This is a genomic window from Leptothrix mechoopdaensis (SeqCode) (genome assembly GCF_053893855.1).
In genome coordinates this window covers 3,449,939-3,463,445 of record NZ_CM132699.1, presented here as the reverse complement: position 1 = coordinate 3,463,445, position 13,507 = coordinate 3,449,939, and the positions used below count along the sequence as shown (strand labels likewise).

The following is a 13,507-nucleotide window of genomic DNA, read 5'->3' as shown; positions in this document are numbered from 1 at the left end:
ATGACAGGCATCTTCGACGACATCGTCCACCGGATCTCCGACCTTCACTACATCGTCAGCTACTCGCGCGGACGGACCTTCTGGCTCTACCTGCTGTCGGGCTGCGTCTTCGCGGCCTGGGTCTACCTGCGCGAGGCCGAACAGGTGCGCAAGACCGTGCGCGGCTTCTTCGCCTGGCTGTTCCCGGCCCGCGTGTACCTGCACCGCAGCTTCGCGGTCGACATGGGCCTGACCCTGTTGAACCACACCATCAGCCCGGTCTACTGGCTGACCGAGGCGCTGACCATCCTGGCCTTCGCGCAGGGCATGCAGGCCGTCATCAGCCCCTACGTCGGCGTCGGCCAGTGGACGGCGTCCTTCCCGGTCCAGGTCGCGCTGGGCCTGGTGCTGTTCGCGGCCAAGGACTTCGCGGCGTTCTTCAACCACTGGCTGCTGCACAAGAGCGCGCTGCTGTGGGAGTTCCACCGCGTCCACCATTCGGCCGAGCACCTCAACCCGTTCACGCTGTACCGCGTCCATCCGGTCGAGGTCATCACCGAGAGCCTGCTGATCGTCTCCATCACCGGCACCACGATGGGCCTGCTGGGCATCTGGTTCGACCTGAGCTTCCTCAACACCGGCTACGTGTTCATCAACATCTGGATGTTCCAGAAGCTGTTCAACCTGCTGGCGGCCAACCTGCGCCATTCGCATGTCTGGGTCACGTTCCCGGGCTGGCTGGGCTGGCTGATCGGCTCGCCGGCGCTGCACCAGATCCACCACAGCGTCGACCCGGTCCACTACGGCAAGAACCTCGGCTTCTTCTTCAACATCTGGGACTGGGCCTTCGGCACGCTCTACCTGCCGAAGAAGAAGGAGGAGCTGGTCTTCGGCGTGATCGACGGCGTGACGCACACCAACCCGATCCACGCGATGTTCCAGCCCTTCAAGGGCGTGCTCGACCTGCTGCTCGGCCGCCAGCTGGAAGGCGCGCGCAGCGGGCGCTGAGCGTTTCCGGGCCGACCAGCAACAAGGGCGCCCTCGGGCGCCCTTCGTCATGCAGAAGCGGGATCGGCCGGTCTCAGGCCGAGCGCCTCTGCTTGAGGCTGCGCAGCGCATCGAGCAGCCAGCCGGGCATCAGCGAACGCACGATCGTCGGCAGCAGCAGCTTGCCGTGATAGCGGTAGCGCAGCACCGCGTTGGCCATCAGCGTGAGTGCCAGCAGCGGTTGCAGTTCGCCATTCGCATAGGCCGCGCTGGCATGCAGTTCGCCGAGCTGGGCCAGCAGCCGTTCGCTGGCATGGAACAGCCCCGGGTCGCGCGAGCAGATGTGCATCGCGACGTTCAGTGCATCGACGCTGCTGCGTGGCTTGAGCGCCTGCGACGACATCTGGCGGTCCGAGCGCCGGTAGTCCAGCAGCGGCGCGCCAAGGTAGGCCAGCGAGGTCACGCGCGAAACCCGCACCAGCCAGTCCCAGTCGCACATCGTGCGCATCGCCGGATCGAACACGCCGGCCTGGTCGACCACCGAGCGGCGCACCATGACGGTCGGCGGATGGACGAAGTTGCCGGCCGCCAGCGAGGTGTAGACCTGGCCGTGCAGCAGCTCGACCGAGCGGGCGTCGATGCGCGGCTCGTCGAGCAGGGCCGACAGGTCGATCCGCTCCTGCACCGGGTAGAGCGCCGCGACGCCGCCAGCGTCCGGGCTGCACTGCGAGTAGTAGTGGGCGATGTGGGAATCGTCGATGCGGCCGTTGGCATCGAAGGCGCTGAAGTCCGAGCTGACCAGGCCGACCTCGGGAAACCTGTCCAGCACCGCGCGCTGGCAGGCCAGCCGGTCCGGGTGGCACAGGTCGTCGTGGTCCATCAGCGCGATGACATCGCCGCGGCAGTTCGCCAGCGCGGTGTTGCGCGCCACCGGCAGGCCGCCGTTGGGCTGGCGCACCGGCCGCAGCCGGTCGCCGTAACTCTGCAGGATGTCCCAGGTGCCGTCGGTCGATCCGTCGTCGACGACGACCAGCTCGAAGCGCACGTGGCGCTGCGCCAGCACGCTGTCGATGGCCGCGCGGATGTCCTGCTGGCCGTTGTAGACGACCATCGCGACGCTGGTCAGCCCGGCGTCGACCGTCATGCGAGGTGCTTCAACGGACATTCGCCACGTACCAGGCGATCGCCTCTTCGAGACCCTGGTAGACGTTGTGCGTCGGCTGGTAGCCGAGGCGCTCGCGGGCCTTGGCGACATCGGCCAGCGAGTGGCGCACGTCGCCGGCACGGAAGTCGGCGTAGTCCGGCTCGGCCACCGTCAGCTCGGGGCGCTCGCGCATCACGCCGCTGGCCAGCGCGGCGTGCAGCTGGTTCAGCGTGGTGCGGTCGCCGACGGCGATGTTGTAGACCTGGTTGATCGCGGCCTCGTCGGTCGCCAGCGCCGCGCGCAGGTTGGCCTGCACGGTGTTGGCGATGTAGCAGAAGTCGCGCGAGGTCTCGCCGTCGCCGTTGATGGTGCAGCGCTGGCCCTTGAGCATGCCGGCGATCCAGCGCGGGATCACCGCCGCATAGGCGCCGTCCGGGTCCTGGCGCGGGCCGAAGACGTTGAAGTAGCGCAGGCCGATGGTCTGCATGCCGTAGCAGCGGCCGAACACGTCGGCGTACAGCTCGTTGAGGTACTTGGTGACGGCATACGGCGACAGCGGCCGGCCGATCACGTCCTCGACCTTGGGAAGGGTCGGCGAGTCGCCGTAGGTCGAGCTGGACGCGGCGTAGACGAAGCGCTGCGCGCCGGCATCGCGGGCGGCGACCAGCATGTTCAGGAAGCCGGTGGCGTTGGCCAGGTGCGTCGTCTGCGGGTCCTTCAGCGAACGCGGCACCGAGCCGAGCGCGGCCTGGTGCAGCACCCGGTCGGCGCCGGCACAGGCCTGCTCGCAGACCGCCGGGTCGGCGATGCTGCCCTCGATGAAGGTGTGGCGGGCCCAGGCCTCGTCGCCCACGGCCAGGCGCACGGCTTCGAGGTTGTGGCGGTGGCCGGTGGCGAAGTTGTCCAGGCTGGTCACGGTCTGGCCGTGGCGCAGCAGGGTCTCCAGCAGGTGCGAGCCGATGAAGCCGGCACTGCCGGTGACCAGCCAGCGCTGCGGACGTGCGGCCAGCGTGGCCGCGAGGTCAGACGGGAGCTGCCACATCACAGGCGCCAGACGTGCACGCCGCGGGCTTCCAGCGCGGCCTGGTCGGCCTGGCACTTGACGTCGACGTAGACGCCGCCGGCGGCGAGCTTGCCGAGCGTCTCGTCGAGCGGACGGGAGACGAATTCCTTGTGCGCGACGGCCGCGACGATCGCGTTGGCGCGCGGCAGGTGCTGCCACTCGCGCAGCTCGACGCCGTATTCGTGCATCGCCTCGGCCGACTCGGCCACCGGGTCATGCACGTGCACGGTGATGCCGTAGCTCTCCAGCTCGCGGATCACGTCGATCACCTTGCTGTTGCGCAGGTCCGGGCAGTTCTCCTTGAAGGTCAGGCCCAGCACGATGACGTGCGCGCCCTTGACCGGCGAGCCGTGCTTGATCAGTTCCTTGACGGTCTGCTCGGCGATGAACTTGCCCATGCCGTCGTTGATGCGGCGACCGGCCAGGATGACCTGCGGGTGATAGCCCACGCGCTCGGCCTTGTCGGTCAGGTAGTACGGGTCCACGCCGATGCAGTGGCCGCCGACCAGGCCCGGACGGAAGGGCAGGAAGTTCCACTTCGTGCCGGCCGCCTGCAGGACCTCGGTGGTGTCGATGCCGATGCGGTGGAAGATCAGCGACAGCTCGTTGACCAGCGCGATGTTCAGGTCGCGCTGCGTGTTCTCGATCACCTTGGCAGCCTCGGCCACCTTGATGCTGCTGGCGCGGTGCACGCCGGCGGTGATGATGCTGCCGTAGACCTCGGCGACCTTGTCGAGCGTCTCGGGCGTGTCGCCGGAGACGACCTTGACGATCCTGGTCAGCGTGTGCAGCTTGTCGCCCGGGTTGATGCGCTCGGGCGAGTAGCCGACATGGAAGTCCTTCTTCCACTTCAGGCCCGACTCGCGTTCGAGGATCGGGATGCAGACTTCCTCGGTGGCACCGGGGTAGACGGTCGATTCATAGACCACGATGGCGCCGGGCTTGAGGTTGCGGCCCACCGAGGTGCTGGCGCCGACCAGCGGCGAGAAGTCGGGCTTGTGGGCCTCGTCGACCGGCGTGGGCACGGCCACGACGATGAAGTCGGCCTCGCGCAGGTCGGCCGCATCGGTGGTCGGCTGCAGCTGGGCGGCTGCGCGCAGCTCGTCGCCGCTCACCTCGCCGGTCGGATCGACATGACGCTTGTAGGCCGCGATCTTCTCGGCGGACATGTCGAGTCCGATGGTGCGGTAGTTCTTGCCGAATTCGACTGCGAGGGGCAATCCGACATAGCCGAGACCGACGACGGCGACGATGGTCATGCTGCTTCTTCCTTTGGAACGAGTTTGACGATTCAAGCGGGATTACACCTGATGGAAAGAGGGCCGAGTTCGTGCGGAGCCGATTGCCGCCGCATTCCGCGAAATCCCGCACGCGCGGATTTTGGAGTTCGGCATTCCGGCGATTCCTGACTCAGAACGGGGCCGCGCTGGCGAAGTTCATGGCCCTGCCGTCGTCGGGATGGGGCAGTTCCAGCCGGCAGGCATGCAGCAGCAGCCGCGGCGACAGCGCCAGCACCTCGGGCGGCGCGTAGAGCGCATCGCCGACGATCGGGTGGCCGAGCGCCAGCAGGTGGACCCGCAGCTGGTGCGTGCGGCCGGTGACGGGCTCCAGCGCGACCCGGCAGGTGCCGGGCAGGGCGGTGGGACCGATGCGCTGCCAGTGCGTGCGCGAGGGCTTGCCGGCCTGCCGGTCGACGATCTGGCGCGGCCGGTTCGGCCAGTCGCAGATCAGCGGCAGGTCGACGGTGCCGCCCGGCTCGGCCGGCTCGCCCGCGACGATCGCCTCGTAGCCCTTGCGCACGCGGCGCTGCTCGAAGGCCAGGCTGAGGGTGCGCAGGGCATCAGCCCCGCGCGCCATCACCAGCACGCCGGAGGTCGCCATGTCGAGGCGGTGGACGATGCGCGCATCCGGCCAGATCGCCTGGGCGCGCGCGCTCAGGCAGTCCTGCAGGCTCTCGCCGCGGCCGGGCACCGAGGGCAGGCCGGCGGGCTTGTCGAACACCAGCAGGTGCTCGTCCTGGTGCAGCACGACGAGCGGCGCGCCGACGAGTTCGGGCGGGATGCGGGTCAGCGGGGGCAGCGGCGGCGGTGACATCGGGGTACACCTTGCCACAGAAGGATGGCGACGGGCTGGACCACAATGCCGCGCTTCCCGGGCCCGCTGCGGCGCGGGAAGCCGCTCCACCGAACCCGCGCCGAAACGATCCGATGCTGCCTGCCGCTCCCGAACTCGATCAGCTGCTCACCGCCCTGACCCGCCGCGACGCGCTGGTCGAGGCCGTCGTGCTGGCGCTCACGCTGCTGGTCAGCGGTGGCCTGGTGGCCCTGTTGCGCCAGCGCGTGCTGGCCGCCCGCCGGCTGGCCGGCCAGGAGGCGCCGCTGGCGTCGATCTGGTTCGGGCAGGCGCTGGTCGACGGCGTGCTGTTCCCGACGCTGGCGCTGGCGCTGGCCTACCTCGCACGCCACCTGCTGCGCGACGCGGGCGTGCCGCTGGCGGTCTTCAAGGTCGCGATTCCGGTGCTGCTGAGCCTGGCGCTGATCCGCCTGAGCGTGCGGGTGCTGACGGTCGCCTTCCCCGAATCGCGGGCGATGCGGCTGGTCGAGCGGACCATCTCGTGGCTGGCCTGGGCGGCCGTGGTGCTGTGGGTCACCGGCGTGCTGCCGGCGGTGATGGACGGGCTCGACGAGATCCGCTGGAAGATGGGCAGCCACGCGATCAGCCTGCGCACGCTGATCGAGGGCACGCTGTCGGCCGGCTTCGTGCTGATGGTCTCGCTGTGGATCTCGGCGGCGCTGGAGGCCCGGCTGCTGGCCGGCGCCCAGGGCGAGCAGCTGTCGCTGCGCAAGGCCGCTGCGAACGCGCTGCGGGCGATGCTGATGTTCGTCGGCCTGCTGGTCGCGCTCAGCGCGGTGGGCATCGACCTGACCGCCTTCAGCGTCATCGGCGGCGCGCTGGGCGTGGGCATCGGCTTCGGCCTGCAGAAGCTGGCGGCCAACTACGTCTCGGGCTTCGTGATCCTGGCCGAGCGGTCGGTGCGCATCGGCGACCTGGTCAAGGTGTCGGACTTCGAGGGCCGCATCACCGACATCACGACCCGCTACACGGTGATCCGCGCCGTCACCGGTCGCGAGGCGATCGTGCCCAACGAGGTCCTGATCACCACGACGGTGCAGAACCTGTCGCTGGCCGATTCGCGCCTGCTGCTGTCGACCAGCGTGATCGTGGCCCACGGCACCGATGTGGCGACGCTGATCCCCGAGCTGTGCGAGCGCATCGCGACCGTGCCGCGCGTGCTGGCCGATCCCGGCCCGGCGGTCCACTTGCGCAGCTTCGCCAACATCGGCCTGGAGCTGGCGATCCACTTCTGGATCGCCGATCCGGACAATGGCCAGGGCAACGTGCAGTCCGACGTCAACCTGCTGGTGCTGGCGCTGCTGCGTGAACGCGGGGTGGAGATCCCGCGGGCGTGATCGAGCGGGCGCAGGACCCGGTCAGGCCTCGACGACCGGGATCTTGCCGATCTTCGCCTGCCAGATCTTCGGGCCCTCGATGTGGGCGCTGGTGCCGCCGGCATCGACGGCGACCGTCACCGGCATGTCGACCACGTCGAACTCGTAGATCGCTTCCATGCCCAGGTCGGCGAAACCGACCACCTTGGCCGCCTTGATCGCCTTGCTGACGAGGTAGGCGCTGCCGCCCACGGCCATCAGGTAGGCGCTCTTGTTGTCCTTGATCGCCTGGATGGCGACCGGGCCGCGCTCGGCCTTGCCGACCATCGCGATCAGGCCGGTCTGCTCCAGCATCATGCGGGTGAAGCCGTCCATCCGGGTGGCGGTGGTGGGGCCGGCCGGGCCGACCACCTCGTCGCGCACCGGGTCGACCGGGCCGACGTAGTAGATGACGCGGTTGGTGAAGTCCACCGGCAGCGCCTCGCCCTTGGCCAGCATGTCGGCGATGCGCTTGTGGGCGGCGTCGCGGCCGGTCAGCATCTTGCCGTTGAGCAGCAGCGTGTCGCCGGGCTTCCAGCTGGCGACCTCGGCGGGCGTCAGCGCGTTCAGGTCGACGCGCTTGCTCTTGTTGTAGTCGGGCGCCCAGTGGACGTTCGGCCACAGGTCCAGGCTCGGCGGCTCCAGGTAGGCCGGGCCGGAGCCGTCCAGCACGAAGTGCGCATGGCGCGTCGCGGCGCAGTTCGGGATCATCGCGATCGGCTTGCTGGCCGCGTGCGTCGGGTACGTCTTGATCTTGACGTCCAGCACGGTCGTCAGCCCGCCCAGGCCCTGCGCGCCGATGCCCAGCGCGTTGACCTTCTCGTACAGCTCGATGCGCAGCTCCTCCAGCTTGTTGCTGGGGCCGCGCTGCAGCAGCTCGTACATGTCGATGTCGTCCATCAGCGCCTGCTTGGCCATCAGGACGGCCTTCTCGGCCGTGCCGCCGACGCCGATGCCCAGCATGCCCGGCGGGCACCAGCCGGCGCCCATCGTCGGCACCGTCTTGAGCACCCAGTCGACGATGTTGTCGCCCGGGTTGAGCATGTACATCTTCGACTTGTTCTCGCTGCCACCGCCCTTGGCGGCCACCGTCACCTCGACGGTGTCGCCCGGCACGACCTCCATCTGGATCACGGCGGGCGTGTTGTCCCTGGTGTTCTTGCGGGCAAAGATCGGGTCGTCCAGCACCGAGGCGCGCAGCACGTTGTCCGGGTTCAGGTAGCCCTGGCGCACGCCGGCGTTGACGGCGTCGTCGATCGAGCCGGTGAAGCCCTCCCAGCGCACGTCCATGCCGATCTTCAGGAAGACGTTGACGATGCCGGTGTCCTGGCAGATCGGCCGGCGACCTTCGGCGCACATGCGGCTGTTGGTCAGGATCTGGGCGATCGCGTCCTTGGCGGCGGGCGATTCCTCGCGCTCGTAGGCGCGGGCCAGGTGGGCGATGTAGTCGGCCGGGTGGTAGTAGCTGATGTACTGCAGCGCGGCGGCGACGCTCTCGACGAGGTCGGCTTGGCGGATGGTGGTCATGGCGGTCACGGGGGGGTGAGCAGGCAGGGCGGTCAGTTTAGCCAGCCCATCCTCGCCACAGCCTGACAACGGCTGTGGCGTCCTGAAGCAACCCCGTGCCGCGATGGATCAGTGCATCGCGGATCAGTGCGCCGCGCCGTCCTTGGCCGGCGGCGGCGTCATGATCCGGTCGGTCAGCGCGATGGCCAGCGCCGACAGCAGGAAGACCGCGTGGATCGTGGTCTGCCACAGCAGCACCTTCTCGGTGTAGTTGTCGGCGTTGATGAAGGTCTTCAGCAGGTGGATCGAGCTGATGCCGATGATCGCGGTGGCCAGCTTGACCTTCAGCACCGAGGCGTTGACGTGGCTGAGCCACTCGGGCTGGTCGGGGTGGTCTTCCAGCCGCAGCCGCGAGACGAAGGTCTCGTAGCCGCCGACGATGACCATGATCAGCAGGTTGGAGATCATCACCACGTCGATCAGCGCCAGCACCACCAGCATGATGATGGTCTCGTTCAGCGCCGTGACCGCCGCGTCGTTCTTGTAGCCGATGCTCCGGATCAGCTGTTCCAGCGCGTGCTGGTTGCCGAAGGCGGCCTCGATCAGGTGGACCAGTTCCACCCAGAAATGGAACACGTAGACCGCCTGCGCCAGGATCAGGCCCAGGTACAGCGGCAGCTGCAGCCAGCGGCTGGCGAAGATCAGGTTGGGCAGCGGGGCAAGCTTCACTTGTGCAGGGTCCTTCATCGGGCTCAACCAGGGGTTTGCGATCGGTGGAAAGGGCGCCGCCGGTCCGGCAGCATCGAGAGAGCGGGGCGATTCTAGGTTTGGGGCCGTGTCAGGATCGGGTCACCTTCCGGCGCCTCCGGACCGCCCAGCCACGAAGCTGCATCGGAGAGTCAGGGGCTCGTAAGAGCCCCTTTCTAAGGTGCGGGCAATTCCCTTCCCGCCATCCAGACCCATCGACCTGTCGGAGACAAGCACATGAGCGAAGCCGAGATCAAGCTGTACAACCCGAGCGCTGCGGTCCAGGCCGCCGCCCATGTGTCCGGCATGGCCGCCTACCAGGCGCTGGTCGACGAGGCCGAGCGCGACTACGAGGGCTACTGGGCCCGTCTGGCGCGCGAGCTGCTGTCGTGGAAGACCCCGTTCACGAAGGTGCTGAACAGCGAGAACTCGCCGTTCTTCAAGTGGTTCGAGGACGGCACGCTGAACGCGTCCTACAACTGCCTGGACCGCAACATCGAGCGTGGCCTGGGCGACAAGACCGCGATCATCTTCGAGGCCGACGGCGGCGAGGTCACCAAGGCCTCCTACAGCGAGCTGCTGGCCAAGACCAGCCAGATCGCCAACGGCCTGAAGAGCCTGGGCGTCACCAAGGGTGACCGCGTCGTCATCTACATCTCGATGTCGATCGACGGCGTCGCGGCCATGCAGGCCTGCGCCCGCATCGGCGCGACCCACTCGGTCGTCTTCGGCGGCTTCTCGGCCCAGTCGCTGCGCGACCGCATCGAGGACACCGGCGCCAAGGCCGTCATCACCGCCGACTTCCAGGTCCGCGGCGGCAAGCAGCTGGCGCTCAAGAGCATCGTCGACGAGGCGATCACGCTGGGCGGCTGCGACTCGGTCAAGAACGTCATCGTCGTCAAGCGCACCGGCGCGCCGATCAGCATGACCGCCGGCCGCGACCTCTGGATGGACGACCTCGTCGCCGGCCAGTCGACCACCTGCGAGCCGACCTGGGTCGAGGCTGAACACCCGCTGTTCCTGCTGTACACCTCCGGCTCGACCGGCAAGCCCAAGGGCGTCCAGCACAGCACCGGCGGCTACCTGCTGCACGCCGCGCTGACCACCAAGTGGACCTTCGACCTGAAGGCCGACGACGTGTTCTGGTGCACCGCCGACATCGGCTGGGTCACCGGCCACACCTACATCACCTACGGCCCGCTGGCCCTGGGCGGCACCGAGATCGTGTTCGAGGGCGTGCCCACCTACCCGGACGCCGGCCGCTTCTGGAAGATGATCCAGGACCACAAGGTCTCGATCTTCTACACCGCGCCGACGGCGATCCGCTCGCTGATCAAGGCCGCCGAGGCCAACGACGCCGTCCACCCGAAGAGCTACGACCTGAGCAGCCTGCGCCTGCTGGGCTCCGTCGGCGAGCCGATCAACCCGGCCGCCTGGGAGTGGTACCACCAGCACGTTGGCGGCGGCAAGTGCCCGATCGTCGACACCTTCTGGCAGACGGAGACCGGCGGTCACATGATCACCCCGCTGCCCGGCGCGACGCCGCTGGTGCCGGGCTCCTGCACGCTGCCCTTCCCGGGCATCCAGGCCACCGTCGTCGACGAGACCGGCAAGGAAGTGCCGTGGGGCCAGGGCGGCATCCTCGTCGTCAAGAAGCCGTGGCCGTCGATGATCCGCACGATCTGGGGTGACCCGGAGCGCTTCAAGAAGTCCTACTACCCCGAGGACTTCAAGGGCCAGCTGTACCTGGCGGGCGACGGCGCGATCCGTGACGCCAAGACCGGCTACTTCACCATCACCGGCCGCATCGACGACGTGCTGAACGTCTCCGGTCACCGCATGGGCACGATGGAGATCGAGTCGGCGCTGGTCAGCTGCACCGAGCTGGTCGCCGAGGCCGCCGTGGTCGGCCGTCCGGACGACACCACCGGCGAGGCCATCTGCGCCTTCGTCGTGCTCAAGCGCCCGCTGCCGGTCGGCGACGAGGCCAAGGCCATCGCCAAGCAGTTGCGCGACCACGTCGGCAAGGAGATCGGCCCGATCGCCAAGCCCAAGGACATCCGCTTCGGCGAGAACCTGCCCAAAACCCGCTCCGGCAAGATCATGCGCCGCCTGCTGCGCTCGATCGCCAAGGGCGAGACGATCACCCAGGACACCAGCACGCTGGAGAACCCGGCGATCCTCGGACAGCTCGGTCAGAACTATTGAACGTGTCGGCCCCTGCCCTGCGGATACGCAGGGCCGCCCCCCAAGGGGGCTGCGCGGGCCGGCTTGGGGCGGCCCGGCGCTCGTCCCGCGAGCGGCTCTTGGCCTGACCTGAAACGCCCCGCCCTGCGGGGCGTTTTTCATGGGCGCTTCAAGGCGGCAAACGGCCCGAACAGCCACGAGCGCATCCCGATCACAAGCGTGTAGGGCCGCTTGTGCGCCTCCGCCAGGCGCTGGTCGGCCAGGTGCTGCTGGGCGAAGTCCTGGGCGACGCGTGACAGGCGTTCGTGGAAGGCGCTGGCCTGGGCGTGGCCGATCTCGCCGTGCACCAGCGTCAGCAGCTCGCCGTCGCCGTCGAAACCGCCGGCGTAGTAGTCGGGCACGACGGTGCGGCGGAAGAAGTCCATCACCGGGCCCATCGGCCGCCAGCGGAAGGTCTTGGCCAGGCGCAGGCGGTAGCGGTTCAGCGGCTTGAGCTCGATGACGCCCAGCCGGTCGAGCTGCACGAAGTAGCGCACCAGCTCGGCCTCGTCGTAGCGGTAGCTGGCCAGCACCTGCTCGAAGGTCCACTGGCTCAGGCAGCAGATCGCCGCCAGCAGCAGCTTGTGGTCGGCCACGACGGCGCGTTCCTGTTCCAGCGTCAGCTCGTGGCGGGCTGGCTGCTGCTCGGCCACCCGGCGGGCCAGCTCGGCGAAATCGGTGCGCAGCACCTGGCAGATCGCGTCGACGCGCGTCAGCGGCATGTCGCCCTGCGACAGCATGCGCTTGACGCTGGATTCGGCCATGCCCAGCGCCACGGCCAGCTGTGCATAGGTGATGCCGGCGGTCTTCAGCTCGCGCTTCAGGACGGTGATCAGGTCGGCGGTGGTCGACATCGTGGAACGCTCCGGTGGGTCATCGGTATTGCAATTCGATACCGATGGTGCGCTTCGATGATATGTCGTGCCTTCTCGTTGCACCTTGGGGTCGGCCCTCGCACGATGAGGTCCTCGTCACCCACTTCCGGGCGACGCCAACACGAGGACATCGCCATGAAGACCTTTCCGCTCCCGAACGCCCTGCGCCGCCTGCTGGCGCTGACCCTCTGCGCGACGCTGCTGGGCGCGGCGCCGGCCCGGGCGCAGCACGACGCGGTGACCGACGCCAGTGCCGCCTCCTCGGCCGCCCTGAGCCTGCCGGTCGCGGTCGTCGCGTCGACCGGCTTCGTCGTGCTGGGCGGCGCGGCGGTGCTGACCGTCGTGGCCGTGCAGGCCTCCGCCACCGGCACGGTCTGGGTGCTGGAGCGGGCCTCCGACGGCGCCCGTGTCGTGCTGCGCTTCTCCGGTCGGATGGCACGGGGCGCGGCGATCGGCGCGGGCACGGCGCTGAGCGTCACCAGCGTCGCCGCCGGCACGCTGCTGTCGGCCTCCGGCGAGCTGATCTGCTTCGTGCCCCGGCCCGAAGCCAGCGCGCTGATGCACGACCAGCGCCTGACCTGGTGAACCGACTGAATCCGCTGAATCCGCTGAATCCCGGGAGCCCACCATGCCCAAGCTGAAGAAGACGCTGCAAACCGCCTCGACCGCCCTGGCCGCCCTGACCTTGGCGGTGATCGGTGCCGTCGCCGCACCGGCCTACGCCGGCCAGAACTGCGAGGCCCGCCCGCTGCGGACCGAATCGGCCGCCCAGGCGCTCGAACTCGCGAGCCGCGTCGGCGACGCGCTCGACGCCACCGGCGCGCGGGTCGTGCTGCTGGCGCGCGCCGGCCGCAACCTCGACGAATGGGGCTTGCGCTGGTCGCACCTGGGTCTGGCCTACCGAGACGACGCGGCCTGCGGCTGGCGCGTCGTCCACAAGCTCAACGCCTGCGGCACGGCGACGGGCAACCTGTACCGCCAGGGCCTGGGGCTGTTCTTCCTCGACGACGTCTACCGCTTCGAGGCCGGCGTGGTCGTGCCCACCCCCGCGCTGCAGGCCGCGCTTCTGCCGCTGCTGCAGGACGATGTCCGCGTGGCCGCGCTGCAGCACCGGCCCTACAACATGGTCGCCTACCCCTGGGCGACCCGCTACCAGCAGTCCAACCAGTGGGCGCTGGAGATGCTGGCGATGGCCGCCGAGCCCGCCATCGCCGACCGCACCGGCGCGCAGGCCTGGCTGCGCTTCAAGGGCTACCAGCCGACCGTCCTGCGCATCGGCCCGATGAAGCGGCTGGGCGCGCGGGTGGGCACCGCCCACATCGCCTTCGACGACCACCCGGACGCCGACCGCTACGGCGACCGCATCGCCACCGTGACGGTCGAATCGGTGTTCGGCTTCGTGGCAGGACGTGGCCTGGGCGCCCCGATGCAGGTGCTGCGATGAGCGCCGGACCTGCCGCCAGCCCGTCACCGCGCTGCACCACAATCGACG

Annotated in this window: 12 protein-coding genes; 5 read left to right on the top strand and 7 right to left on the bottom strand. The window is 69.0% G+C overall.

What is annotated here, in order from left to right:
* Positions 1–987 carry a sterol desaturase family protein gene (locus ACWA7K_RS14950; protein WP_456162189.1) on the top strand — a complete coding sequence of 329 codons (987 nt, stop codon included), beginning with the start codon at positions 1–3 and terminating at the stop codon, positions 985–987.
* Positions 988–1,060: 73 nt separating this feature from the next.
* On the opposite strand, the gene ACWA7K_RS14945 is transcribed toward ACWA7K_RS14950, so the two are convergent.
* The 4 genes from ACWA7K_RS14945 to ACWA7K_RS14930 all read right to left on the bottom strand — a co-directional run bounded on the left by ACWA7K_RS14945 (position 1,061) and on the right by ACWA7K_RS14930 (position 5,267).
* The gene (locus ACWA7K_RS14945) at positions 1,061–2,110 is read right to left on the bottom strand and encodes a glycosyltransferase family 2 protein (RefSeq protein ID WP_456162187.1); all 1,050 of its coding nucleotides are present in this window, start codon (positions 2,108–2,110) and stop codon (positions 1,061–1,063) included.
* A gap of 10 nt (positions 2,111–2,120) precedes the next feature.
* Positions 2,121–3,152: an SDR family oxidoreductase gene (locus ACWA7K_RS14940; RefSeq protein WP_456162185.1), complete on the bottom strand. Its 1,032-nt coding sequence runs from the start codon at positions 3,150–3,152 to the stop codon at positions 2,121–2,123.
* Positions 3,152–4,432 carry a nucleotide sugar dehydrogenase gene (locus ACWA7K_RS14935; RefSeq protein WP_456162184.1) on the bottom strand — a complete coding sequence of 427 codons (1,281 nt, stop codon included), beginning with the start codon at positions 4,430–4,432 and terminating at the stop codon, positions 3,152–3,154. The genes ACWA7K_RS14940 and ACWA7K_RS14935 overlap by 1 nt, the downstream gene beginning before the upstream one ends.
* A 151-nt stretch (positions 4,433–4,583) precedes the next feature.
* Complete coding sequence (locus tag ACWA7K_RS14930; protein ID WP_456162183.1) at positions 4,584–5,267, bottom strand: RluA family pseudouridine synthase; 684 nt, start codon at positions 5,265–5,267, stop codon at positions 4,584–4,586.
* Positions 5,268–5,380: 113 nt separating this feature from the next.
* Here ACWA7K_RS14930 and ACWA7K_RS14925 point away from each other — a divergent pair, with 113 nt between their 5' ends.
* Positions 5,381–6,643, top strand: coding sequence for a mechanosensitive ion channel family protein (locus ACWA7K_RS14925; RefSeq protein ID WP_456162181.1), 1,263 nt, complete (start codon positions 5,381–5,383; stop codon positions 6,641–6,643).
* A gap of 21 nt (positions 6,644–6,664) precedes the next feature.
* Here ACWA7K_RS14925 and ACWA7K_RS14920 read toward each other — a convergent pair whose 3' ends face one another.
* Together ACWA7K_RS14920 and ACWA7K_RS14915 are read right to left on the bottom strand one after the other, a co-directional pair.
* Positions 6,665–8,188, bottom strand: coding sequence for a fumarate hydratase (locus ACWA7K_RS14920; protein ID WP_456162180.1), 1,524 nt, complete (start codon positions 8,186–8,188; stop codon positions 6,665–6,667).
* A 123-nt stretch (positions 8,189–8,311) separates the two neighbouring features.
* On the bottom strand, positions 8,312–8,914 hold the full coding sequence (locus ACWA7K_RS14915) for a TIGR00645 family protein (protein ID WP_456162179.1): 603 nt from the start codon (positions 8,912–8,914) through the stop codon (positions 8,312–8,314).
* Positions 8,915–9,151: 237 nt separating this feature from the next.
* Between ACWA7K_RS14915 and acs the strand changes: the two genes are divergently transcribed.
* Positions 9,152–11,122: an acetate--CoA ligase gene (acs, locus tag ACWA7K_RS14910; protein ID WP_456162178.1), complete on the top strand. Its 1,971-nt coding sequence runs from the start codon at positions 9,152–9,154 to the stop codon at positions 11,120–11,122.
* Between the two features lie 137 nt (positions 11,123–11,259).
* On the opposite strand, the gene ACWA7K_RS14905 is transcribed toward acs, so the two are convergent.
* A complete protein-coding gene (locus ACWA7K_RS14905; protein ID WP_456162177.1) occupies positions 11,260–11,994 on the bottom strand; it encodes a helix-turn-helix domain-containing protein in 735 nt (244 codons plus the stop codon).
* Between the two features lie 156 nt (positions 11,995–12,150).
* Here ACWA7K_RS14905 and ACWA7K_RS14900 point away from each other — a divergent pair, with 156 nt between their 5' ends.
* Both ACWA7K_RS14900 and ACWA7K_RS14895 read left to right on the top strand, forming a co-directional pair.
* Positions 12,151–12,600, top strand: coding sequence for a hypothetical protein (locus ACWA7K_RS14900; RefSeq protein WP_456162176.1), 450 nt, complete (start codon positions 12,151–12,153; stop codon positions 12,598–12,600).
* A gap of 43 nt (positions 12,601–12,643) precedes the next feature.
* Positions 12,644–13,459, top strand: coding sequence for a DUF2145 domain-containing protein (locus ACWA7K_RS14895; protein ID WP_456162175.1), 816 nt, complete (start codon positions 12,644–12,646; stop codon positions 13,457–13,459).
* Positions 13,460–13,507: the final 48 nt, after the last annotated feature.